At 35.2% G+C, this 23,195-nt stretch carries 19 protein-coding genes and 2 pseudogenes; 5 read left to right on the top strand and 16 right to left on the bottom strand.

Annotated features, from left to right (window positions below; genetic code table 11):
• Window positions 1-7: 7 nt before the first annotated feature.
• The 6 genes and pseudogenes from DM800_RS03035 to DM800_RS03010 form a co-directional block, all read right to left on the bottom strand.
• On the bottom strand, window positions 8-1,099 hold the full coding sequence (locus tag DM800_RS03035; RefSeq protein WP_147786373.1) for an acetyl-CoA C-acyltransferase: 1,092 nt from the start codon (window positions 1,097-1,099) through the stop codon (window positions 8-10).
• A complete protein-coding gene (locus DM800_RS03030) occupies window positions 1,092-2,555 on the bottom strand; it encodes an acyl-CoA synthetase (RefSeq protein ID WP_098146494.1) in 1,464 nt (487 codons plus the stop codon). Before DM800_RS03030 ends, DM800_RS03035 begins: the two co-directional genes overlap by 8 nt.
• Before the next feature lie 65 nt (window positions 2,556-2,620).
• Complete coding sequence (locus tag DM800_RS03025; RefSeq protein WP_001093321.1) at window positions 2,621-3,196, bottom strand: biotin transporter BioY; 576 nt, start codon at window positions 3,194-3,196, stop codon at window positions 2,621-2,623.
• A gap of 123 nt (window positions 3,197-3,319) precedes the next feature.
• Complete coding sequence (locus tag DM800_RS03020; protein WP_147786372.1) at window positions 3,320-4,933, bottom strand: long-chain fatty acid--CoA ligase; 1,614 nt, start codon at window positions 4,931-4,933, stop codon at window positions 3,320-3,322.
• A 205-nt stretch (window positions 4,934-5,138) separates the two neighbouring features.
• Window positions 5,139-5,926: pseudogene (locus DM800_RS03015) on the bottom strand (helix-turn-helix domain-containing protein).
• 455 nt (window positions 5,927-6,381) lie between these two features.
• Window positions 6,382-6,636: a hypothetical protein gene (locus DM800_RS03010; protein ID WP_370512819.1), complete on the bottom strand. Its 255-nt coding sequence runs from the start codon at window positions 6,634-6,636 to the stop codon at window positions 6,382-6,384.
• 101 nt (window positions 6,637-6,737) lie between these two features.
• Here DM800_RS03010 and DM800_RS03005 point away from each other — a divergent pair, with 101 nt between their 5' ends.
• Both DM800_RS03005 and DM800_RS03000 read left to right on the top strand, forming a co-directional pair.
• Complete coding sequence (locus DM800_RS03005; protein ID WP_147786371.1) at window positions 6,738-7,550, top strand: GNAT family N-acetyltransferase; 813 nt, start codon at window positions 6,738-6,740, stop codon at window positions 7,548-7,550.
• Between the two features lie 171 nt (window positions 7,551-7,721).
• Window positions 7,722-7,934: a CsbD family protein gene (locus DM800_RS03000; RefSeq protein ID WP_016077378.1), complete on the top strand. Its 213-nt coding sequence runs from the start codon at window positions 7,722-7,724 to the stop codon at window positions 7,932-7,934.
• Window positions 7,935-8,151: 217 nt separating this feature from the next.
• Here the strand turns inward: DM800_RS03000 and DM800_RS02995 are convergent, their stop codons facing one another.
• The 4 genes from DM800_RS02995 to DM800_RS02980 all read right to left on the bottom strand — a co-directional run bounded on the left by DM800_RS02995 (window position 8,152) and on the right by DM800_RS02980 (window position 11,624).
• Entirely contained in the window at window positions 8,152-9,630 is a 1,479-nt protein-coding gene (locus DM800_RS02995) for a DUF4822 domain-containing protein (RefSeq protein ID WP_147786370.1), read from the bottom strand.
• 453 nt (window positions 9,631-10,083) lie between these two features.
• Complete coding sequence (locus DM800_RS02990; protein ID WP_001994665.1) at window positions 10,084-10,335, bottom strand: DUF2164 domain-containing protein; 252 nt, start codon at window positions 10,333-10,335, stop codon at window positions 10,084-10,086.
• Window positions 10,336-10,352: 17 nt separating this feature from the next.
• The gene (locus DM800_RS02985; protein ID WP_098857919.1) at window positions 10,353-10,805 is read right to left on the bottom strand and encodes a peptidoglycan recognition protein family protein; all 453 of its coding nucleotides are present in this window, start codon (window positions 10,803-10,805) and stop codon (window positions 10,353-10,355) included.
• Between the two features lie 15 nt (window positions 10,806-10,820).
• A complete protein-coding gene (locus tag DM800_RS02980; protein ID WP_088064202.1) occupies window positions 10,821-11,624 on the bottom strand; it encodes a protein phosphatase 2C domain-containing protein in 804 nt (267 codons plus the stop codon).
• A 114-nt stretch (window positions 11,625-11,738) separates the two neighbouring features.
• Here DM800_RS02980 and DM800_RS02975 point away from each other — a divergent pair, with 114 nt between their 5' ends.
• Window positions 11,739-12,578, top strand: coding sequence for a YitT family protein (locus DM800_RS02975; protein WP_002008275.1), 840 nt, complete (start codon window positions 11,739-11,741; stop codon window positions 12,576-12,578).
• A gap of 20 nt (window positions 12,579-12,598) precedes the next feature.
• Here the strand turns inward: DM800_RS02975 and DM800_RS02970 are convergent, their stop codons facing one another.
• A complete protein-coding gene (locus DM800_RS02970) occupies window positions 12,599-12,970 on the bottom strand; it encodes a VOC family protein (RefSeq protein ID WP_147786369.1) in 372 nt (123 codons plus the stop codon).
• A gap of 237 nt (window positions 12,971-13,207) precedes the next feature.
• Between DM800_RS02970 and DM800_RS02965 the strand changes: the two genes are divergently transcribed.
• A complete protein-coding gene (locus DM800_RS02965; protein ID WP_147786368.1) occupies window positions 13,208-14,740 on the top strand; it encodes a BA3702 family sensor histidine kinase in 1,533 nt (510 codons plus the stop codon).
• A 43-nt stretch (window positions 14,741-14,783) separates the two neighbouring features.
• Here the strand turns inward: DM800_RS02965 and DM800_RS02960 are convergent, their stop codons facing one another.
• From DM800_RS02960 to DM800_RS02940, 5 genes are all read right to left on the bottom strand, one after another.
• A complete protein-coding gene (locus tag DM800_RS02960) occupies window positions 14,784-15,392 on the bottom strand; it encodes an alpha/beta hydrolase (protein WP_147786367.1) in 609 nt (202 codons plus the stop codon).
• A 19-nt stretch (window positions 15,393-15,411) separates the two neighbouring features.
• Entirely contained in the window at window positions 15,412-16,356 is a 945-nt protein-coding gene (locus tag DM800_RS02955) for a ring-cleaving dioxygenase (RefSeq protein ID WP_147786366.1), read from the bottom strand.
• A 341-nt stretch (window positions 16,357-16,697) separates the two neighbouring features.
• A complete protein-coding gene (putP, locus tag DM800_RS02950; protein WP_048544125.1) occupies window positions 16,698-18,176 on the bottom strand; it encodes a sodium/proline symporter PutP in 1,479 nt (492 codons plus the stop codon).
• 325 nt (window positions 18,177-18,501) lie between these two features.
• Window positions 18,502-20,070 carry an FMN-binding glutamate synthase family protein gene (locus DM800_RS02945; protein WP_098082512.1) on the bottom strand — a complete coding sequence of 523 codons (1,569 nt, stop codon included), beginning with the start codon at window positions 20,068-20,070 and terminating at the stop codon, window positions 18,502-18,504.
• 67 nt (window positions 20,071-20,137) lie between these two features.
• Entirely contained in the window at window positions 20,138-21,265 is a 1,128-nt protein-coding gene (locus DM800_RS02940) for an alkene reductase (RefSeq protein WP_088064207.1), read from the bottom strand.
• Between the two features lie 426 nt (window positions 21,266-21,691).
• On the opposite strand from DM800_RS02940, the pseudogene DM800_RS02935 reads away from it, so the two are divergent.
• Window positions 21,692-22,786 (top strand): annotated as a pseudogene (locus DM800_RS02935) (NAD(P)-dependent alcohol dehydrogenase).
• Window positions 22,787-23,195 lie beyond the last annotated feature (409 nt).

Here is a 23,195-nt window from a genome sequence, read left to right as displayed (position 1 = left end):
TCCCTTTCTATTTTTCTACTTTCTCAAATAATAGCGCAAGCCCTATTCCACCACCAATTCCTAACGTCGCAATTCCATATTTCATATGCTCTCTTTTCGCTTGATAAAACAAACGTGTCACAAGCATAGCTCCAGATGCACCGTACGGATGACCGAGCGCAATTGCACCACCATTTACATTTAATTTTTCGAAAGGAATTTGTAACTCCTTTGCACAAGCAACAACCTTTGAAGCAAATGCTTCATTTATTTCAAAATAATCAATGTCCTCTACTTTCATATTCATTTCGTTTAATAATTTGTTCACCACAAATATCGGACCAGTCCCCGGAAGATTTGGATCCACTCCAACTACAGCACTGCGGACGAAACGAAGAACAGGCTTGTATCCTAGTTTTCGGGCTTGCCCCTCTTCCATTACAAGAACAGCACATGCTCCGTCATTTACACCGCACGAATTACCTGCCGTTACTGTACCATTTTGTAAAAATGCGGGCTTAGTTCTTTTAATCATTCTTTCATAATTCATTTCTCGTTTTATAGCCTCATCTAAAGATCCATTAAAAGAAAGTATTTCATCTTGTAAATATCCATTTTCTAATGCTTGCAGTGTCCGTTTATAACTAAGGCAAGCATACTCGTCTTGCATTTCTCTCGTTACATTATAACGCTCTGCAACATATTCAGCCGCCACTCCCATATTAGGATCACCAATTGTTTCTGGTGAAAATCGTGCTCTATTTTGAAAAGGTGATGTACTTGTACTCTCTACTCCTCCTGCAATATAACAATTACCTGCGCCGCCTTGAATGAAATGACATGCGGTGCGAATCGCTTCCAATCCGGCACCACATTGCCGATCAATCGTTACACCAGGAATATGATAACCAAGTCCTGCCGCTAAAGCAGATAATCTTGCAACATTCCCTCCCGGCCCCACAATATTCCCTAATATGACATCGTCTATTTCTCTCTCAATTCCTTTACTTAAAAACGTAAGAAGCGGCGTTACTAATTGCTGAACTTCATAATCTTTCAACATCCCATTTTTCTTACCAATAGGTGTCCTTTTCGCTTCTACAATAACCGCTCTATTCATATATCTTCTCCCGGTTTTCAATCATATTTTTTGCTGCAATACGAGCGATTTTCCCACTATCTGTATACGGTATTTCATCTACAAAATGCCATTCTTTCGGTATTTTAAACGAGGATAATCGTTGTAAGCAAAAACTTTTTAATTGTTGCCTCGTAGCACTTCCTTTTACAATGGCGACAGGTTTTTCACCCCAGTAACTATCTTTCACACCAATTACAACTATTTCATCAACAGCTGGGTGTTCATGTAATACACTTTCTATTTCTTCTGGAAAAATATTAATTCCTCCAAATAAAATCATGTTCTTCTCTCTACCCACTATGTATATAAAGCCTTCTTCATCTTCATAACCTACATCTCGCACTGTCATCCAGCCATCCGTAGTCAACTCTGGAACTAAAACCTTATCCAATATGTAGCCCATAAAAAACTGATCACTTTTCACATAAACAGTTCCTATCTCGCCTTTCTGTACTCCTTCTCCTGCTTCGTTACATATTCGAACTTGAACATTGTGACAAGGTTTTCCTACTGAATTTGGCCTTCTATCGCTCTCTTCATCAACAAGTGCTGTTACAAAACTTAGTTCCGATGCACCGTAAAATTCATATTTTTGCGCATAAGGAAATATACTCTTTATTTTTTCTTTCGCTTCAGCTTCCCATTTCGCTCCTGACGAAATAATTTTCATCCCATTTTCTATTACTCTATTTTCTTTATATAAAGATTCTAGCATTGTTGGAACTGTATACATGACCGAAATATTTTCTGTTTCTAACTTTTCCAGTACTTGATCTGGAATAAACTTTCTCATAATATGCACCGTTTGCCCTACATATAATGCACTTATTGCGCCGTATAAAAAAAGAGAATGAACGAGCGTCCCAGCTATTAAAATAGAATCTTCTTTTTTCATATGAAAGTCATGTATATTGCAATCAAAACTATGAACCCACGATTGTTGTGCACGTAAAAATGCTTTTGCCTTCCCAGTCGATCCTGATGTAAATCCCATATAAAACGGAGCATGTTGTACATCTTTTACAGGGGCATATGCAGGCAGAGAGTTCTCTATCATTCTTTTCCACTCATCAATTTCAATTACTCTTCCTTCTTCATCCGGTAAATCCTTTACCTTATATCGCTCTGTCACAATCATAGCCGGATTACTGATCGCAATTCTTTCTTTGAGCTCATCCTGTTTCCACTTTATATCTAACGGCACACAAACCCATCCGGCCATAGCAGCACCAGCAAATAGTTGTAAAAACTCCATACTATTTTCTAATAGAATTGCTATTGTTTTATTCTGCGATTCTTTTTCATTCAACCAGTTTGCTACTTTACATACTGACTCAAACCATTCTTTAAATGTTAATACTCGATCATTTTCCTTTATTGCTATTTTATTTGTTTGTAAAGAGGCATACTTTTTATATTCTTTTGTAATCCCCATTTGAGACGTCCTTTCTTTACAAAATAATAAAAAGAAACACGCAATGAACGTGTTTCTTCTCTTTCTTATCCCGCATTTGTATATTTCCCACTCTTGAGAGCAGGCGTAATAATATGTTTCAATGAACGATGTAATTTCGTTACAAGAATTGCTGCTATAATCGCTTTTATGCAATCACCTGGTAAAAATACGGCACTTACTTTCATCGTCTGCCATATAGAAACATCCATAAAGAAAGCTTGTACAATAATACCAAATACATAAACTACGAAAATACCACCAATTATATTAATACATAATACCTTTATTATAGAAACTTCACGTAAACGCTCAATTAAATAACCAATGACAAACGCTCCAACGATATAACCAAGTAAATATCCTGCACTTGGCCCAACAAATACGCCTGGACCACCGCGTCCACCAGCAAGTAATGGTGCTCCAACTCCAACTATAAGTAAGAAAATAAGCTGACTTAACGCACCAAGACGTGATCCTAACAATCCACCAGCAAGCATAACACCGAGTGATTGTAATGTAATCGGAACTGGTGTAATAGCAAGAGCAATTGGAGGTATTAACCCTAACACTCCCATAATAGAACTAAATAAAGCGACGAAAACTAAGTTTTTTGTATTCATATTTGCTTCTCCTATTTGTAAACTTAAAATGATTTTCAGATAACATATTATAGGAGTTATATTATCTTTCTATTTAGCCTTTGTCAACTTGTTTTAAATATAGGTTTACAAATATTTTTTCAATTATTTCTCTTTATGCAAATGCTCAAGTTCTTTCCGAAGCGCCTGTTTTAAAAACTTCCCAACAGATGTTTTCGGTATTTCTTCCATAAATACAATATCATCTGGTAACCACCACTTCGCAAACTGTGGTTTTAAAAACTCATATATTTCTTCTTTTGTTACTGTACTATTTTTCTTTTGAACGACGCAGGCAATTGGTCGCTCTTGCCACTGCGGATGAGGAACGGCAACGACAGCTGCTTCAAATATAGCATCATGTGCCATTAATGCATTTTCAAGGTCAACTGAAGAAATCCACTCACCTCCGCTTTTAATAACATCTTTCGTACGGTCAACAATTTTCACGCAGCCTTCCTCGTCAACCGTAACGACATCTCCTGTATATAACCAACCATCACGAAAACCTTCGACAGTACGTTCATCGTTATAATAACTTTCAGCGATCCATGGTGCTCGTAAACATAGTTCTCCCATTTCCGTACCATCCCACTTCACTTCACCATTTGTACCGACTACTTTCATCTCTACACCAGGGACAAGATACCCTTGTTTTGAGCGGATTTCTAATTGCTCTTCATATGATAATTCTGTTTCATAACTTTTTAAACGTGCAAGTGTTACGAGTGGGCTTGTTTCAGTCATACCATATGCATGTACGAAAGGAACATTATATTTTTGCTCAAATGCTTTAATAACGCTTTTCGGTGCAGCAGCACCACCGCATAATATTCTCGTTATACTAGATAAATCGTAACTATTATTTTCTAACTCTTGTAATACACCGAGCCAAATTGTCGGCACACCTGCTGCTATCGTTACTTTTTCAGCTTGAATCATCTCTAATAAAATTTTTGGAGTAAACATTGGTCCTGGCAGTACTTGTTTAGTTCCAAACCAAGTAGCTGCAAAAGGAAGCCCCCAAGCGTTCACATGGAACATCGGTACAATTGCCATCGCCGCATCACTTTCCGATAAAGCAGCTGTATCCGCTAAACCGAGTGCCATACAATGCAATACAGTACTACGATGCGTATATACAACACCTTTTGGGTTTCCTGTAGTCGCTGACGTATAACACATACCAGCAGGTGTATTTTCATCAATATCTTTTACAAATTGGAAAGTTGGATTGCCTTCTTCTAATAGCTTTTCATAATGATATACAGGTTCTAGCGTAGTATTGGGAAGTTCATCTTTATCAGTCATAATAATGTAGGCTTGTACAGTTGATAATTGTGATTGAATATTTTCAACAAGTGGTACGAGATCTTCATCTATAAGTAGAATTCGATCTTCTGCGTGCTGAATAATGTATGAAATATGTTGAGGAGATAAACGAATATTAATTGTGTGTAAAACGGAAGCAATACCAGGAATAGAAAAATACGCTTCCACATGTCGATGATGATTCCACGCTAACGTTCCTATACGCTCGCCTTCTTTAATCCCAAGCTTTTGTAACGCACTAGAAAGCCTTCTCGTCCTTTCACCTAACTGCTTATACGTTAACGTCGTAACTGTATCATGTGTCCGTGAAACAATTTCTTTCTTTGAAAACAGTTTTTCTGCTCTTTCCATCATAGAACTAATTGTTAACGGTACATTCATCATCATATTGGTTATATCCCCCTTTGAAGCGTTTTCATTTCGTTCATTATAACAGACTTCTACAAGTGATTGCGACATTTTTCTGTATTTTCTGACTTCTTCAAGTGATTGTGACATTTTTCTTTATTTTCTGTATTATTAATAAATAAATAATTCAGAAAATACAGAAAAATATTTTGAATACATTGATTCGAAACATGTTTTTTATTTTTTATAAACTATCTACCTTTTTTCTTACTTTCTTTTTCATTTTAAAAATAATACGATTGCTATATTCTTTATTCTCTACTAAAATTCGATATATCTCCCACACTCCTACAACACGAACAAAAAGATAGACTCCAATCGCAATAAGTACAACACAGTACGGATAATACTGCACTAATTCTCCTGAAATGATATGCTTTTTCTCAAATAAAAATGGTATCGCTCCTGCTGCTATAAAACAAAATCCAACGATCATTACTGCAGCATACTTCTTCTTAATTACTTCATATCTTTTTGTCAATTCTTTTAGAAAGTTTTGATCAAATAGTAGTTCTTCTTTTTTCAATACATTGTATCGACTCTCTTCTATCGTTGCCGGTACCATCATTGCTCCATTCCAAGGACAGCAATGATAATGACAAGAAATGTCGACATTGTTGCATTTTCTTTAAATAATAAATACGGTATTGTCGATAAAATGAGCAAACTAAATCCTAACGCAATATATTTAGAAATTTTTTGCCCATACACTATATACCCTTCTGCCATTTCCTGACTTACGTAATAGCCCTCCACATTTTCATTACTTTGCTCAGCAGTTTCTTTTAATAAATAGTCGAGTGATACTTCAAATACATTTCCAATCATTATTAACTTTTCAGTTTCAGGAAAACCTTGACCGTTTTCCCATTTACTAACCGCTTGCCTTGTTGTGTTTAATTTTTCAGCTAATGCTTCTTGAGAAAGGCCCTTTTCCTTTCTTAATTTAAAAAGCTTTTCACCAAATCCCATATGTGTGTCCCCCTTTGTTTTCTTAACTAAATTGTATGTAAACATTACCCTTATCTCTATCTTCCTGCAGTTGCACTTTGTAAACTTATGGTTGCGATTGTGTTATATAGCCGTTTTCTATACGATTTAGCTAGTTTTCTTCTATGATTATGGCGTTAATAAAATACCCTCTCCCAATAACCAATTATAACAATTAAAGGTAATTACTGTCACAAAAAAAAACAAAAACTCCCTTATTCATTTAAAGGAGTTTTCGATATGAAGTATTCCAATAAGGGTTAATTTGTCTTCCCCATATTGATTCACAATTTCTTCTATACATTTTTGTATGTCGTGCAACGATTAATAAGCATCCCACACAGTATATGTTGTCATCTCTTTATATAAGGACATACTCATATATATATGTAAAATATTACTCTTCTAACTTCCCTAATAAAAACACTTCTCCATAATCATAACGGCTTCTGCTTAAACTTTTCATAATTTCGTACTTTTAATAAAAGGATATTCCCACAATCTGTACAAATATAAGCATCTACTGGTGAAGATGTGAACATCGTCTCCTTTTTCCGTATTTGTGCATAACCGACAAACTCCCCTTCTCCTATGTTATGAGAACCACAATTAGAGCATGTCTGCACGTCTTCCTGTTTCATGAGAGCACCACCTTTAATCTGTTTCCACTCCCTTCGACAGTTCACTTCCATTTCCCTTCCAAAAAACCTCTTATTCTCTTACATTTCAACAGGAATCTCCGAACAAACATCGTATATGTACTATGAAATATATTTATTGACGGAGGAATATTATGAGTACAATTATGACACTCAATGCAGCTCAAGAAATTGAAAACGCAGAAATACATATGCTCTCTTCTAGACTACAAGCACTACAAGCGTTAGCTGAAAATCCAATGCAAATACAAATGAAAAAGTTCGGGAATGCCACTGCCTTTTCATCAAAAATAATTTTTGGTCCTGCTTTTAACACAGTAAAAGGCTTTACCTTTACAAATACAGATGAGATAGATGAAATCATCTCTTATTATCAATCGCTACAAATCCCTTGTCGTTTTGAAATTACACCCGCTCAAGGTACAGCTGAATTATTTCAATACTTATCTCAAAAAGGATTTTACCAATCCAGCTTCCATACCGCTTTATATAGTATACCGAGAGAAGATCCATCCCTACTTACTTCTAACATTTCAGTACGCCAACTAAAAGAAAATGAATTTCATATTTTTGCAGACATATATGTACGTGGATTTAACATGCCACCCTTTACAAAAGATGGCGTACGCCAAAATAACGAAATTCTCTACAATAAACCTGGCTGGCATTTTTTCATAGCCGAAGTTCAAAATACTCCTGCAGGCATTGGTGTCCTGTATATAAATAATGGGATTGCTTCATTAGCTGCTTCTGCTACTTTGCCAGAATTTCAGCGTAAAGGCTGTCATACTGCCTTAATTCAAAAACGAATAGAAAAAGCCCTAGCGAAAAACTGTCATTTAATAGTCGGACAAGCAAGGTTCGGTACCGGAAGTCAAAATAATATGGAACGTGCCCATATGAAAATTGCTTATACAAAATCAATATGGACTGCAAAAGACATGTAATTTACATGCTTTCTCTTCTCATTACAATTTTATACATTTCATGACAATTCCTTTTCTATCCTATTAATCATTTGAATATTCAAACTATATTTGTTACGCTATTACTAGATACATCATTCAACTTGCAACATGAAAAGAGAATTCTAATCAAACTACAAGGAGGAGAAATGTATGACTAAGAATGATCATGGTTTAAAGGAAAAAGTAGAAGGTGCCATTGATAAAGTAAAAGGTGAAGTAAAAGAAGTTGTCGGGAAAGTAACTGACAATAAGAAATTACAAGCTGAAGGAAAATGGGATAAAGTGAAAGGCACTGCTAAAGATACGGTTGGTAATGTAAAAGAGAAAGTACATGAATATAAAGAGCATAAAGAGAATAAATAAAAAAGAACTAGGATATATGGTTGTGCAAGTAGGGAGTTACTAGATCCTAGAAAAAAGAATTTGTATTTTATATTTGCCCATAAAATCATTTTAAACCGACAAATAGATGCCTCAAGGCATCTATTTGTCTTTAAATAACTATTTTACTTCTACTGTATAATTACCTAATAGCTCAGGCTTTCTCTTACTAACATAGTGCATTTGCTAGAGTAAAAGATTACTTTGTGAAATTTGGTTTTAGGTCACCTGTATACGGTTCATGCTCAACAAAGATTTTTATATCTTTTCCATTCGCATCTTTCCCGATTCTTGTATACGTAAATTTCTCTTTATTTAGCTCAGTCAGTTCAAGGACCGCACCATATTTATTATTTCCTAACGAAACGTGAGCCCTTATTTTATTACCATGTACAACATCAAAGAAACCATAGTCTCCACGACTTTCTCCTGTATTCGCATTGAAAAACTCGTATTTATTTGTATTTTTATCGTATTTTGCTAGACTGATTAAGTTTGAGTTGTATTTTGTTACATCATTACCCTGTTCGTCTAATACCACCGTTCCATTCCATAGTGTACTAGATAAAATTTCATCTCCATCAACGTCTGTAACTATTTTCCCCGTCGAGCTTTCTAACTTTTTATCAGGCCGCGTGAAAGAAAGTTCTTTTCCATGGTAAGGAACATGTTCAACAAACACTTCTACATCGTTCCCTTTTGCATCTTTCCCCATTCTTTTATATGTAAATTTCTCCTTATCTAATTGCGTTAATTCAACAACTGCTTGATAATTTTGCGTTTCAGAAATTAACACCCTTTTCTTTCCATCATTCGTTATAAAAAAGGTACCGCTATCATTACGACTCTCTCCTGTACTTGCATTAAAAAATTCATACCTTGCAGTTTTAGCATCATATTTTGCAAGCCCGATGAAATTTTGATTTTCTTTCGTTACATCATTATGATCTTTGTCATAGACTTTTGTCCCTTTCCAGTTTGTTTCACCAAGTATGCTAGCTAGTAGTTGCCCTTTCGTTTGTTGAATTTTCTCTGTTTCTTGTATTGCATTGTATAAAAATTGTGCGTACTGTTCACGCGTCACATCCATACTTGGAGCAAATTTCCCTCCTCCTACTCCTTTTGCAATATTATTTGTTTGAACAGCACTAATTGCATTTCTTGCCCATGAGTTCGTTGCAACGTCATTAAAAGTATGATCACTCTTTGCCTTTAAATGAAAAGCATTTGTAAGAACCTGTGCCATTTCTGCGCGTGTTAAGGATGCCTTCGGTCTAAAGTTTCCATGCTCATCCCCCTTAAAAACACCCATTTCTGTTAAAGATAAAATTTCCTTTATATAGCTTATTGAATCTTCACTTACGTCACCGTATGGGTTTTGATAATTTTTGTTTTCTTCCATATTAAAATAACGATACATTAAAGCTGCAACTTGTTCGCGTGTTACGTTATCTCCAAAACCAAATCTTCCATCATCATAGCCAAAAATGATTTTCTCACCTGCTAATTGCTGAATCGCCTCATATGCCCAGTGCCCCTTTGGAACATCTTTGAATACACCAGTATGATTCGTGTTTGGTGTAACCTCTTCTGCTTTCACCTCTCCATTCGTTTCACTTAATAAACTTCCACCTAAAACTGCTGATATGATACATGTTTTTAAAATTGTTTTATTCATAGCTTCCCAATCCCTTCCTTCATTTAACAAAGAATTACACCACTTATCTTCCAAAAGAAGATTCTATGTGAGCAATTCATGTTTTAAATTTTGATTACAGCTAATTGGATACAAAGGGTTACACATCCAAATTTCTTCTTTGTAGTATCCATAGCTGCTATATATAGGAATTATAAATAGCAACTATAAATTGCCTATAAATAAATTATTAAAAAAAGATAAAATTAAGATAATATATTTTTAATCTCAATCTAAAAAACGTTATTCTTTCTCATCTAGCTTGTTAAGAAAGAATAACATTTTTAGTTCTAGGGTTCTTTTTGACAAAAAAAATGAAACTTTATTTTATATGCCCAAAAACAACTTCACGGCCTTTTCCAAACAGAACATCGGAAAAAGCCGTGGCATAATACTTATTTTATAATTGACGGAATACGGCCAAAATGGCTCTTTTTACTTCCCTTCATTCTTCTCTAACACATACAAATCTTCTTCAATATTAGATAGTTTCTCTGTTACAAGCTTTCTAGCATCTCCAATTGCTTGATTGTATGCAAACGGTCCTACTAATTTAATCATTTCTTCTATTAATCGCTCTGCTTGGAAACGTCCAATTTCATCTAAATCTTCTTCAACGAAAAATTGCTGAATTTGTGCCACAAGCTCTTCTTTTTTATCATTAGGTATTTTTATATTCATCATCATTTGTTACTCCTCTATATTTAAGTTAGTCCGTTTCTTAACTCTACCATAGAAAAATGCTTTCCAGGACAACTTTTTGTAACGCCTTCTAGCTCCCTATGACCGAGTATATTTTCTTTCTTTATAGCAAACTGCTTCATAAACATTTTACATAAAGAATATAATGCATTCATTTGTGCGGTAGTTGGATCATATTTATCAAAATTACCCGTCATACATATTCCAATTGTATCCCTATTATTATCTTTCGCATGTGCTCCAATATGTAAACCTCGCCCTTCGACTACAGTTCCATCTTCTTCAATAAAATAATTGTAACCGATCCCGCTCCACCCTCTTACTTTTTGATGAAATTCATGTGTTTTATACACATCCCATCCATCTTCGGATGTATGGTGGATAATCAGTTTATTAACTTTCTCTAAAGGAACTAATTCATCTTGAAATGTTAAATTAACACATTTAATTTCCATTTGAACATCCTCCCCTTAAAAATCAATGATCATAATTGTTTTATCATCTGGTCTTATTCTCTTTTCCCCTTCTAGCTCTTCAATGATTGCTACATATTCACTTATACTATTCTTTCTTATATATGCAACAGTTTGTTCAAGTGGCCAATCTGGGTGGAATAATCCGTCTGAACAAATAAAAATCCCACTCACTTCATCTATATGTAGTTCACCATGTTGTAAATAATGTATCGCTTCTTTCATTCCATTTGCAACAGAATACCCGTCCTGCATATTTGCAAGATAACGATTATATTTTAACTGTTCTCGCACATCTTGAAAAACATGTTCTTCTGGTACAGTTAACCCTTTATTACGGTCTTCTTCCCTCTTTTTTTTTGCTCGTTTACTAATTCCTTCAACCGTGTCTTGCGTTAATACTTGCATCGTTCCATTTTGAAGTATTGCGACAATCATACAGTCCCCTAACTGTGCGTATTCAATTTTCTCACCATCTATTTGAACTGCCGCAATACATGTACACCACAAATGCTCTTTCTTTCTCGTATCTACTTCATACTCTAACATTTTGCTTTGCAATGCTTCATTTGCTTTTGCAACGGCAACTTGCAAACTATGATTTTCACGTAATGAAGCAAAATAACTTGCAAATAAATGCGAAGCGATGTATGCTCCATTATGTCCCTTTTCATCACGAAACGGGACGAGCGGTGTTGCACCATCACATACACCATACATCTTTTTTTCTTCATTACAAAAATAAGAATCCTCACATTCTTGCTTCAACGGGCTTTTCTGTTGATACGTTTTTATCCTCATATCTGTATCCCCTTTCAAATGAGAAAATACTCGAATTCTTTTGATTAATCTAATTTTCCAAAATAAACTGTTTTTACCCAAAACTTTCAATATCATATATAATCTTGAAATAATATGAATTTTTTAGTGAAGGACGGGAAAGAAATGGTCAGATTTCTTGGTGTTATTATCGGTTCTATTATTATTGCGATTGCATTTAATCTTTTCCTTATCCCCCACAAAATTTTAAGTAGTGGAATTGGCGGAATTGCTATTATTTTAGGGATTGTAACTCCTGTAAACACGGGTATTATTAACTTTGTATTAAACTTACCTATCCTTATTTTAGGTTACATAGGTCTTGGAAAAAAAGTGATTTTTAACACTGTTATCTCTGTTATTGTATTATCTGTTGCATTATACTACGTTCCAGTAAAAGTCGTAGCAACAGACCCACTTTTATCATCTATCTTTGGTGGTGTCATTGCCGGAGCTGGTATCGGCCTTGTTTTTAACTGTAATGGATCAACTGGTGGATTTGATATTATCGGTATGCTATTGTCTCGAAAAAGAGACATTAAACTTGGTGGATTCCTTATTATTTTAAATGCAGTCGTTGTAATAATTGCAGGATTCTTCTTCACTTGGGATGTTGCTCTTACAAGCTTACTTTCAATTTATGTAACTGGTAAAGTGATCGATGCTATTCATACGAAACATCGAAAGGTTACACTTATGATTGTAACAAATGAAGCAGAAAAAATGAAAAAACAACTCCTTTCAACTGTTGTACGTGGAATTACATTACTTGATGGCGAAGGTGCTTATTCCAGCGAAAAAAAACGTGTACTTATGACCGTCGTTTCTCGTGAAGAATTAGCAAGTATGAAATTAACAATTTCCGAAATTGACCCTCATGCATTCGTAAACATTACCGAAACGGTTGAAGTATTAGGATTGTTTAGAAAAGGTTAAAAAACTAGGTGGATTTCCACCTAGTTTTTATTTTCCATAAATTCAATTCGATTTCCGAACGGATCTGACACATAAAATCTAATTACATCTGGCCGTGCATGATCATCTATTACTTCAATGCCTTGCTTTATTAACTCTTGTTTAAATTCATCAATTTTTAAAACATAAAAAGCTGGATGCGCCTTTTTAGCTGGATTGAAGTTTTTCTCAACTCCGATATGAATCTCTTGATTTCCACACTTAAACCAGCACCCACCACGCTTCTTTAATTTCTCTGGCTTCGGTATTTCCTCCATACCAATTTTATTACCGTAAAACTCTCTTGCTTCTTCTTCACACCCTACAGGCGCAGCTACTTGCACATGATCGATACCTTGAATATAATTTCTCATTTTCTCTCCCCCCTCTTCTACCCTAATGTTATAAAGAAAACCTACTTTTGTAACTTACAAAAGATTTATAAAACAATATAAGCTCCCCTTATTACCACCTTGTACTCACTTTGCAAAAAATAAAGAAAACAAAATTTATTATATAACTTCCATTTTTTATAGAAATACACATTACATCTATATTATAGTTATGAATAGACAAATCTTTTTAGATGCTATTTGTACGGAGGAACTATTATGAGTCGTAAAAAATATTCATCAACTCAAAGAAAACGTCATCCGAACATTTCTAGACGTTTGCGAAACCATATACAAAATCGTTCATTAACAGAAATGTACGCATCTCTGTTCGAACACAATCCTGATAGTATTATTTCATTAAATTTAGAGGGAGTTATACTACATATAAATCCTTCTGCCGAAAAAATATTAGGTTACACTTCTTTAGAATTAGAACAGAAAAATATTACCTCTATTTTAGAAGCTCGTATTTCTGAGCAAGTATTACAAAATATAAAGAATACTGGAGCGGATAATCAACAAGAGTATATCTTATCAATTTATCATAAAAATGGATTCTTATTAGACGTCGTGACAAAACTAGTTCCTATTTTTGTCCAAAATCGTCTAACTGGCGTATATGCCATTATGAAGCCTCTTGAAAAATCAGAAAGAATTGAGAATATGCTAAAAGAAAGTGAGAAGAGGTTACGTACATTAGTGAACTCCATGCCTGCGTTTGTTATATTTAAGGATCATGAGGGACGCTGGCTTGAGGCAAATGACTACGCACTTTCTTGTTTCAATTTCCATCATGTACCTTACCACGGGAAAAAAGATAGTGAACTCATTCAATATAACGAAGCGTACCGAGAGGCTTTTTTACATTGTGAAGAAGTCGACGAACTAGCATGGCAACAAAGACAAATTCTTCATGGCGAGGAATTTATTATTCATAGAGATGATTTCGATCTAATCTTAAGTATATCGAAAGTTCCACTTTATCATTCTGACGGCTCCCGTAAAGGTCTTATCGTAATGGGAAGAGATGTTACCGAGCTAAAAGAAACGGAAAAGTTATTACGGAAATCAGAAAAGCTCGCAGTAGTCGGACAACTGACAGCTGGAATTGCACATGAAATTCGAAATCCACTCACTTCTCTAAAAGGTTTTCTAACATTGCTACTCCCTGAAATAAATGAGGAGCAGAAATGGTATATCGATGTTATGTTAAGTGAGATTTCACAGATGGAATCTATCACAAGTCAATTTATGGCGATGTCTAAACCACAAGTACTATCTATCCAAACTTGTAACATACACACTTTAATTGAAGAGGTAGTTACATTTATTTTACCAACTGCTATTATGCATAGTGTTCATATTATTATGGATCATTTTGATTACAAGCATGATATTCAATGTGATGGTAACCAATTAAAACAAGTTTTTATAAATATATTAAAAAATGCGATAGAAGCGATGCCAAATGGCGGAAATATTTACATCCAGACAAAACCATTAAATGATACCTTCATTTTAATACGGATTATCGATGAAGGTTGCGGTATCCCAGAAGATCGTATCTCTCGTCTAGGTGAACCATTTTATAGTTTAAAAGAAAAGGGAACAGGACTAGGATTAATGATGTGTTACAAAATAATTGAAGAACATCATGGTAAATTACACATTTCAAGCGAATTAAATAAAGGTACGATCGTTGATATTCAGCTACCACTTTCTTCGTCTCATCTTGCAATTCAGTCGTAAATAAAAAAAGAAGCATCTACTAGTTGTTAGCAGATGCTTCTTTTTAAAATGCTTTGTCATACCATTCTTTTGCTTTTTCTACTTCACTCATTGTTAATTGATGCCCTCTATTTTCCCAATGCATTGTTACATTAGCGTTTGCATTTTCTAATAGTACCTTTAATTCCTCTGACTCTCCTGATGAACAAATCGGGTCATTTGTCCCAGCAGCGATAAACACGGATTTCCCTGCTAAATTAGGCAATTGTGTTCCTCTTCTAGGCACCATTGGGTGATGAAGCACAGCACCTTCTAATGCATTTTCGTAATGGAATAATAAGCTTGCAGCAATGTTTGCTCCATTTGAATAACCGATAGCTACAATGTTATTTCTATCAAATTCATATGTTTTTGCAGCTTCATCTAAAAATTCATTTAATTCCTTCGTACGGAAAATTAAATCCTCTTCATCAAAAATGCCTTCTGCCAATCGGCGGAAGAAACGTGGCATGCCATTTTCTAATACATTCCCCCTAACACTTAATACAGATGCTTCCCGATCAATTATTTCTGCAAGTGGTAATAAATCTAATTCATTACCTCCTGTACCATGAAGTAATAACAACACTGGTTTTGACGTATCTTTTCCTTTTTGAAAAATATGTTTCATCATAATCCTTTTCCCCTTTCAATCACTTTTCGTCTAAATTTCTCACTTCAAATGGTAAAAGTGTTTGTTCAATTTGTTTTCTATGTGGTTCATATTGCTCCGGTAACTTTAATTCCTCACCCATCGTCTCTAACGATTCGTCATGAGCGAAACCAGGAGGGTCTGTTGCAATTTCAAATAAGATTTCCCCGTGTTCTCTAAAATAAATTGCGTTAAAATAATTTCGATCTTGTACAGGAGTTACGTGATATCCAAAACGAGACACATGCTCTTTCCAGTCTAGTTGATCATCATCGTTAGTCGCTCTCCAAGCAATATGGTGGACTGTACCAACACCCATTTGGCCACGCCCGATTGTCGATAGCCTCAAGTCGATAATATTCCCAATATCAGCATAAGAACGGAATCGAACGAATTCACCTTCTTCTCCAATTTTCTCAAGACCCATAACATGCTCTAACAATTCAGCTGTTTTTTGAGGTTGTGCAGATAAAAGAACAGCACCGCCAAATCCTTTAATTGCTACTTCTGGCGTAACTTCTCCAAAAGTCCAATTATTTAATTCGCCTTCTTCTCTTTCTACTAATTCTATATGCAAACCATGTGGATCATCAAATTCTAAATACAGCTCTCCAAATCGAGTCATTTTTGTATACGAAATATCGAATTTTTCTAATCTATTTTCCCAAAACTCCATTGCGCCCTTTGGTACGACATAAGACGTAATGCCTACTTGACCGTTACCAATAATTCCTTGACGAGCACCTGCCCATGGGAAAAACGTAATAATTGTTCCAGGCTTTCCTCCTTCATTACCAAAATAAAGATGGTACGTGCCTGGATCATCAAAATTCACTGTTTGTTTCACTAAACGTAAACCTAACACACCAGCATAAAAATCTACATTTTCTTGTGGGTGTCCTACGATTGCTGTAATGTGATGAATTCCCATCGTTTTCTTTTCCATTTTCTCCGCCCCTTTTTATTTCATTTTAAAAACTTGTATACATTAAAATTCATTATTCATTTTGTCCATACTGCAAAGTAAAATCCATCGTTATGATTTTATCTTTAATTCGAGATATAAGCTGTGAAATTACGCATTATCTTCTATATCACTGAATTCATCTCGAATTCGAGATAATTTCAAAAAAATATTTACTCCATCTGAAATCTTTATTCGGAAATAAATTATCTTGAACTTAAGATTTATTATAAGTTACTTACTTTTAGTTGTCAACAAGTTACTTATTTTCATTTTAAATCAAAAGAGAGTAAATGCTAGTTATCATTTACTCTCTTCGCTAATTATTTCGTTTCCTCTTCCAACACTGCTTCCATCTCATTAAATTCACGATGAATTGCTTTCACTGGTTCTTTCGTTAATAAACTTACAACAATAACAGCTAATAAGCTACAGAAGAATCCAGGTACCATTTCATACATAGTGGCTTTTAAACTTGGAATTTGTACCCAAGTAATAACAACTACTGCACCTACAATCATCCCAGCAAGAACGCCCCATTTGTTCGTTCTCTTCCAATATAAACTTAATAAAATAGCGGGTCCGAATGCTGAACCAAATCCTGCCCAAGCATAACCGACAAGTGTTAAAATTGTATCACTTGGATGATATGCTAAAACAACTGCAATCATAGCTACTACTAATACTGACAGTCTACCGATAAATACAAGTTCTTTATCACTAGCGTCCCGACGGAAAAATGTTTTATAGAAATCTTCCGTTACTGCACTTGAAATAACAAGTAATTGCGAGGAAATACTACTCATAATCGAAGCCAAAATAGCTGATAGTAAAAACCCAGTAATGTACGGATGGAATAAAATATTTGAGAATGTTACAAAGACCATTTCTGGGTCTTGTAATGTCTCATTATTTTTAGCGTAATAAGCAATACCAATTAGACCAGTAAGCATTGCACCTATAATTGAAATCGTCATCCAACCGATACCGATTCTACGAGAAGTTTTTAAATCTTTAATAGAGGTAATTGCCATAAAGCGAACAATAATATGCGGTTGCCCAAAATACCCAAGACCCCATGCTAAAAATGAAATAATACCAAGAATTGTAGTCCCTTTAAACATATCTAAACGCGATGCATCAACTTGCTTAATCGTATTGAAGGTTTCTGTTACACCGCCCACATCTGTAAAAGCAACAATTGGTACTAATACAAGCGCAATAAACATAATACACCCTTGCACAAAGTCGGTCCAACTTACTGCTAAAAAGCCACCGAATAGTGTATAAGCAACTACGACACCGACAGTTACAAATAAACCAATTTTGTAATCAAGGTTGAAAGAGTTTTCAAACAAACGCCCACCTGATACTAAACCAGCCGACGCATAAAATGTGAAAAATACTAAAATAACGATAGCGGAGACAAAACGAAGTATTTTCGTACGATCTTTAAATCGATTCTCTAAAAAGTCTGGAATCGTAATTGAATCATTTGCCACTTCTGTATACGTTCGCAAACGCGGGGCAAGAATTAAATAGTTTGCATAAGCACCTATTAATAACCCTATCGCAATCCATACACTAGATAATCCTGTTGCATACATCGCACCAGGTAATCCCATTAGCATCCAACCACTCATGTCAGAAGCACCAGCTGATAAAGCTGTAACTGCTGGACCGAGTCCCCTTCCGCCTAACATATAATCTGATAAATCGGATGTCTTCTTATAAGACCAATAACCGATATACAACATACCTGCCATATAAATAGCAAGCGAAACCATAATCTCAATCTTCACCAAATCTCTCCCTTAGTTACATAAGCCATTCAAAATTTCGAAAAATGACTTTTTCTATTTTCTTGTTTTCGCTTATGGTTCCCTACCTTAACAAACATTTTTTATTCTTTCAAGTGAACAAGCCCTTTTCACTACATGTGAAAACCTTTATAAACCCCTTTATCCCAGTGGATTACCCCGGTTTTAAAATAAATTAAAGTAAAAATATTCAAAAAATAAAATGCCGTTTTTTCACACCTTATTTTCATTCACTTATCAGACAAATTTTAAAAGAAAAAAGCCATACGAATGTATGACTTTTAATCTATTAAACATAGCTTATCTTCTATTTACTAGTAGGAAACAATTCTGAAAGAGGAACTATCCGCCCCACCTCATCTTTAAACACAATATGCTCTCTCGTTAAATGACGCGGGCTCTTTACTCCCGCTGCGGCCGCAAGTGAGAACAAACTATATCTCATGCTAACAACATAATTCATTACTCGCCATTTCTTCTCATACGGATCTAGCGCTTTTTGATAGTGCGGATTCGTCGTGGCAACTCCAGATGGACATTGTCCGGAATTACATTGAAGTGCCATTATGCAGCCACTTGCCATCATAAATCCACGTGCTGAATTTACAGCATCTGCACCAATAGCTAAAGCAATTGCCACTTTATCTGGTGTAATTAATTTCCCCGAGGCAAACACTTTGAATTTGTCCCGAACATCATAATGATTCGCTGTATCAATACATGTCAGTAACGCTGGAATAAGCGGCATCCCCATACTATCTGCCATCGATTTATACGTTGCTCCTGATCCACCTTCTGAACCATCAATTGTAATGAAATCTGGATAGATGCTTAACTCTTTCATCCTTTTGAATAAATCTTCCAACGGCTCCTGCTGTCCAATTACAATCTTCATCCCAACTGGTTTACCACCGTTTTCTTGCAAACGTTGAATAAAATAAAGTGTATCTGCTGCATTCTTTAAAAATGGAAATCGATTCGGTGAATTAATCGTTTCTCCTTTTCGCACATTCCGAACAGAAGCAATTTTCTCATTTACTTTTTGTCCCTCTAGATGACCACCACGTATTTTCGCACCTTGCCCAAATTTCAATTCAAATGCTTTAATATTGCTTTCTTTTGCTTTCTCCATAAATTTCTCCATTGAAAAATTACCACCCTCATCACGGTACCCAAATAAACCCGGACCAATTTGCGCAACGATATTCGCACCTGTATGTAAATGTTCTGGAATAACGCCACCTTCGCCAGTATTAATCCACGATCCGCCAGCCATCTTCGCACCAAATCCGCTCGCTAAAATATAATTTTCGCCAATCGCACCGTAAGAAGTCGCAGATGCCCCAAACATGCCATGTAGTTTCCACGGATACTTGCGGTTTTCACCGACGATAATTGCATCGTCTTCTTCATATAACCAAAGATTCGTTGTATCCGCTGTCAATTTTTCTCTTCGTGAAAATAACCCTTCTTTATGAATCACATACTTTTTCCCTTCACGTTCTTGCGTTACATTCACACTTAATTCATCTGTTAATATCGGAAATAATGTATTAGCAATATAATATCCAGATGCATCAAAATCTCGTTTTGATCCAAAACCGAGTATTTCTGAACGGTATTTCGCTAGAAACATTACACTTTGAAAATCATAACGTGAAAAGGGCTTTCCATCCGTATCATGATCAAACCAATATTGCCTAAATTCCGGTCCTATCTTTTCAAGTAAATAACGCATCCTTCCTAAGTATGGATGCAGCTTTAATATAGAATGATGCGTCCGTTTTTTAATAAAAAATGTAATAATAAAAAAAATGATTAATAGTAACATCAATAAGAGCAATATACTAATAATAACGAGTAGCGTTTCACTCATCCCGCTTCCTCCTATGAAAATCCATAATAAAAGGAGAACACCTGATGTGTTCTCCTTTTATCTTTATTCAAATTAACGTAGCAAGATGCTCTTTCGCATCATATTCAACTAAACTTTCAGCATTTTTAATTCGATGAACAAAATCTGGATTAGCTATTAAAGGTCTTCCGAATGCCACTACATCAATTGTTCCTTCTTGCAACGCTTCTTCAGCCTCTTTCGGATTTAAATTCCCTACTCCTACAATCGTACCCTCCCAATATTTTCTTACTAATTGATGAAAATTCTTTCCGTCAGCAATAACTGCTGTATAATTCATCGTTGAAGGGTGAATCATCGTTAATCCAACTTCGTTGAACATATTTACAAACGTTTCAATTGCAAGCTCAGGGTTTTCCCACATATAAGTTGGATTATCACCTTTGAAAGCAGAGAAGCGAAGAAGTGTTTTATCAGCCCCAACAGCTTCTATTACAGCCTCTGTTACTTCTTTCATAAACGTTAGCCTTTGCTTTAAATCTCCGCCGTATTTATCAGTACGCTTATTTGCGAACTCATAAGTAAATTGATCGATTAAATATCCGTGTGCACCGTGTATTTCTACTCCATCAAATCCAGCTTCGATCGCGTTTTTCGCAGCTTGTGCGTATTGACCAATCACCTCTTGTATTTCTTCTAACGTCATTGCTTCTGGCGTGTCGAACGGTTTACGAAAACGCGGAACATTTCCCTCTGCAGCGATAGCAGACGGTGCTTGTGGCATTTGCCCACCAATTATCTCGTGATGACTCATACGGCCAACATGCCATATTTGAGCAATAATCGTTCCACCTTCTTTATGTACTGCCTCTGTAACAGGCTTCCACGAATCGATTTGCTCTTGTGTATAAATCCCTGGTACTCCTGGATTTCCTTTTGCTCTTGGGCTAATGACGATTCCCTCTGTAATAATTAAGCCAACTCCATCAGCTGCACGTTTTCTATAGTACTCGACTACATCAGTACCAACGATTCCTGTTTCATGATTCGCGAAACATCTCGTCATCGGTGCCATTGCTATGCGATTACGAAGAGACCAAGATCCAATTTGAATCGAGTCAAATAACTTCGTTTCTTCAATATTTTCAAAAGAACCCCAATCATTTATATTTGTTCCTTCATAAATACTTGCTGCTTTATTATTTGAACTTGTCATTTTTCTTCCCCCTAAAAAATTCTTACTATAATCGCATCATACTTACTTTTAGATAGTAACGTCAATTTATACGCTCTTATGTAGAAATATTCGCATAGTAAAACTAACTGTTTTTTAACTTTAAGGGTTCTGGTATTCAAGACTCTACTGTCTATTTTTATGTTCAGTAAGTGGATGAGCAAAATACTTGTTAAGTGGATGTTTTCTTTTCTTCTATTTTTATTGCTATAGAATATATTGGTAATTGTTTTTCAAACTATTTACTAAAAAAACGATTTCCATTGTACTATATTCAAACTTACAGTAACGAGGCTTCAATCATTCATTTGTTTTTTATTATACAAACAAAATTTTAGGAACGAATAAAAGACTCCTACATAGTTGAACGTATTTTTTCTTATTTAACTTTTAGAAAGAAGGATAACAATGAAAACAAAAGCTATCGTTTCTAAACCCGAAAAAGATTTTAATATGCAAGAAGTATACTTAGACGAGATTAAAGACGATGAAGTATTAGTAAAAATTATCGCTTCTGGTATATGTCATACAGATGCAACAGTTTTAGACGGGACAATGCCCACACCAAAACCAGTTGTTTTAGGACATGAAGGTTCTGGTATTGTGGAAAAAGTGGGAAGTAATGTAACATCTGTTACACCTGGTGACCATGTAGTACTCGGATTCTCTTACTGTGGTCATTGTGAAAATTGCTTAGATGGTAATGCTGCTGCTTGCGAAAATATGATTGAGTTAAACTTCTCTGGAAAAAACAAACGCCATGTAACACCTATACACGATCTTAACAATAATGATATTTCTCAATTCTTCGGCCAATCTTCATTCGCATACCATGCCGTAGTTGATGAAAATAATGTTGTAAAAGTAACAAAAGATGTTGATATACGTTTGTTAGGTCCACTTGGTTGCGGAATTATGACTGGTAGCGGTACAATCTTACATTCACTACAAGCAAAACCAGGTAGTAGCCTAGTTGTATTTTGAACTGGCGCTGTTGGTCTTAGTGGCTTAATGGCAGCTAAAATTGCTGGATGTACTACAATCATTGCCGTTGATATTCATGATAGTCGTTTAGAATTAGCAAAAGAATTAGGAGCTACACACACGATTAATAGCTTAATCGAAGATCCAGTTGCCAAAATTAAAGAAATTACAAACGGTGGAGCTCATTACTCATTTGAAACAACTGGCGTAAATACTGTTACACTTCAATCCATTCAATGTTTACGAGTAAAAGGGACTATGGCAACTGTTGCTGTCGGTAAAAAAGATTTAACTATAAACGTAACAAATGAAATTGTCGTAAAAGCTATTACAATTAAAGGAGTAGTTGAAGGTGATGCAGTGCCACAACTATTCATTCCAAAATTAATTAATTTCTATCAAAAAGGATTATTCCCATTCGATACATTTGTACAATTCTATTCTTTTGAAGAAATCGCTCAAGCATTTGAAGATTCTAAAACAGGGAAAACGATTAAGCCGATTATCGTAATGGAGTAACATCTGTTTGCTTTCTCTTGATAACTAACATAAAAAAGCCGTGCAAAAGCACGGTTTTTTCCCCATATACGTACATCAGCCTCGCCATTTATATTCTTTCGTGATTGATTTCTTAGTCCACATCGCCTAGTCTCCATCTCTGTCATTGCTCTAAAGAAGATAGGGAACAAATTCGTTTCCAACATGCAAACAACAAGCATTACGATAATAATTGCATATCTAACACATTGTTTTTTCTATTTATCCGTTCATCCCCATGAAAAAAGGAGCTGTCACATAGTCGAATTATCGACTATATGACACTCCTTTTTAGTTGACCGTATATGGCTAAAAATTCATTTATCTCTTTAATATAAAGAATATAAACAATTATTATCTCTTCACATATAAAAAATTCCTTAGCAGTAGA

It is taken from the genome of Bacillus sp. AY18-3 (assembly GCF_008042305.1).
Taxonomy (GTDB): Bacteria; Bacillota; Bacilli; order Bacillales; family Bacillaceae_G; genus Bacillus_A; species Bacillus_A wiedmannii.
The sequence above is the reverse complement of the archived record's forward strand: the minus strand, read 5'-3'. Positions and strand labels throughout refer to the sequence as shown.

Excerpts from the sequence above, each read along its gene's own strand:
- DM800_RS02985 (WP_098857919.1), bottom strand. The coding sequence starts at position 10,805 with ATGGAAATTAAATGTGTTAATTTAACATTTCAAGATGAATTAGTTCCT.
- DM800_RS02990 (WP_001994665.1), bottom strand. The coding sequence starts at position 10,335 with ATGATGATGAATATAAAAATACCTAATGATAAAAAAGAAGAGCTTGTG.
- DM800_RS02975 (WP_002008275.1), top strand. The coding sequence starts at position 11,739 with ATGAATTTTTTAGTGAAGGACGGGAAAGAAATGGTCAGATTTCTTGGT.
- DM800_RS02980 (WP_088064202.1), bottom strand. The coding sequence starts at position 11,624 with ATGAGGATAAAAACGTATCAACAGAAAAGCCCGTTGAAGCAAGAATGT.
- DM800_RS03035 (WP_147786373.1), bottom strand. The coding sequence starts at position 1,099 with ATGAATAGAGCGGTTATTGTAGAAGCGAAAAGGACACCTATTGGTAAG.
- DM800_RS03000 (WP_016077378.1), top strand. The coding sequence starts at position 7,722 with ATGACTAAGAATGATCATGGTTTAAAGGAAAAAGTAGAAGGTGCCATT.
- DM800_RS02960 (WP_147786367.1), bottom strand. The coding sequence starts at position 15,392 with ATGATGAAACATATTTTTCAAAAAGGAAAAGATACGTCAAAACCAGTG.
- DM800_RS03005 (WP_147786371.1), top strand. The coding sequence starts at position 6,738 with ATGAGTACAATTATGACACTCAATGCAGCTCAAGAAATTGAAAACGCA.
- DM800_RS02970 (WP_147786369.1), bottom strand. The coding sequence starts at position 12,970 with ATGAGAAATTATATTCAAGGTATCGATCATGTGCAAGTAGCTGCGCCT.
- DM800_RS02945 (WP_098082512.1), bottom strand. The coding sequence starts at position 20,070 with ATGAGTGAAACGCTACTCGTTATTATTAGTATATTGCTCTTATTGATG.
- DM800_RS02955 (WP_147786366.1), bottom strand. The coding sequence starts at position 16,356 with ATGGAAAAGAAAACGATGGGAATTCATCACATTACAGCAATCGTAGGA.
- DM800_RS03010 (WP_370512819.1), bottom strand. The coding sequence starts at position 6,636 with ATGGAAGTGAACTGTCGAAGGGAGTGGAAACAGATTAAAGGTGGTGCT.
- DM800_RS03020 (WP_147786372.1), bottom strand. The coding sequence starts at position 4,933 with ATGATGATGAATGTACCGTTAACAATTAGTTCTATGATGGAAAGAGCA.
- DM800_RS03025 (WP_001093321.1), bottom strand. The coding sequence starts at position 3,196 with ATGAATACAAAAAACTTAGTTTTCGTCGCTTTATTTAGTTCTATTATG.
- DM800_RS03030 (WP_098146494.1), bottom strand. The coding sequence starts at position 2,555 with ATGGGGATTACAAAAGAATATAAAAAGTATGCCTCTTTACAAACAAAT.
- DM800_RS02995 (WP_147786370.1), bottom strand. The coding sequence starts at position 9,630 with ATGAATAAAACAATTTTAAAAACATGTATCATATCAGCAGTTTTAGGT.
- DM800_RS02940 (WP_088064207.1), bottom strand. The coding sequence starts at position 21,265 with ATGACAAGTTCAAATAATAAAGCAGCAAGTATTTATGAAGGAACAAAT.
- DM800_RS02965 (WP_147786368.1), top strand. The coding sequence starts at position 13,208 with ATGAGTCGTAAAAAATATTCATCAACTCAAAGAAAACGTCATCCGAAC.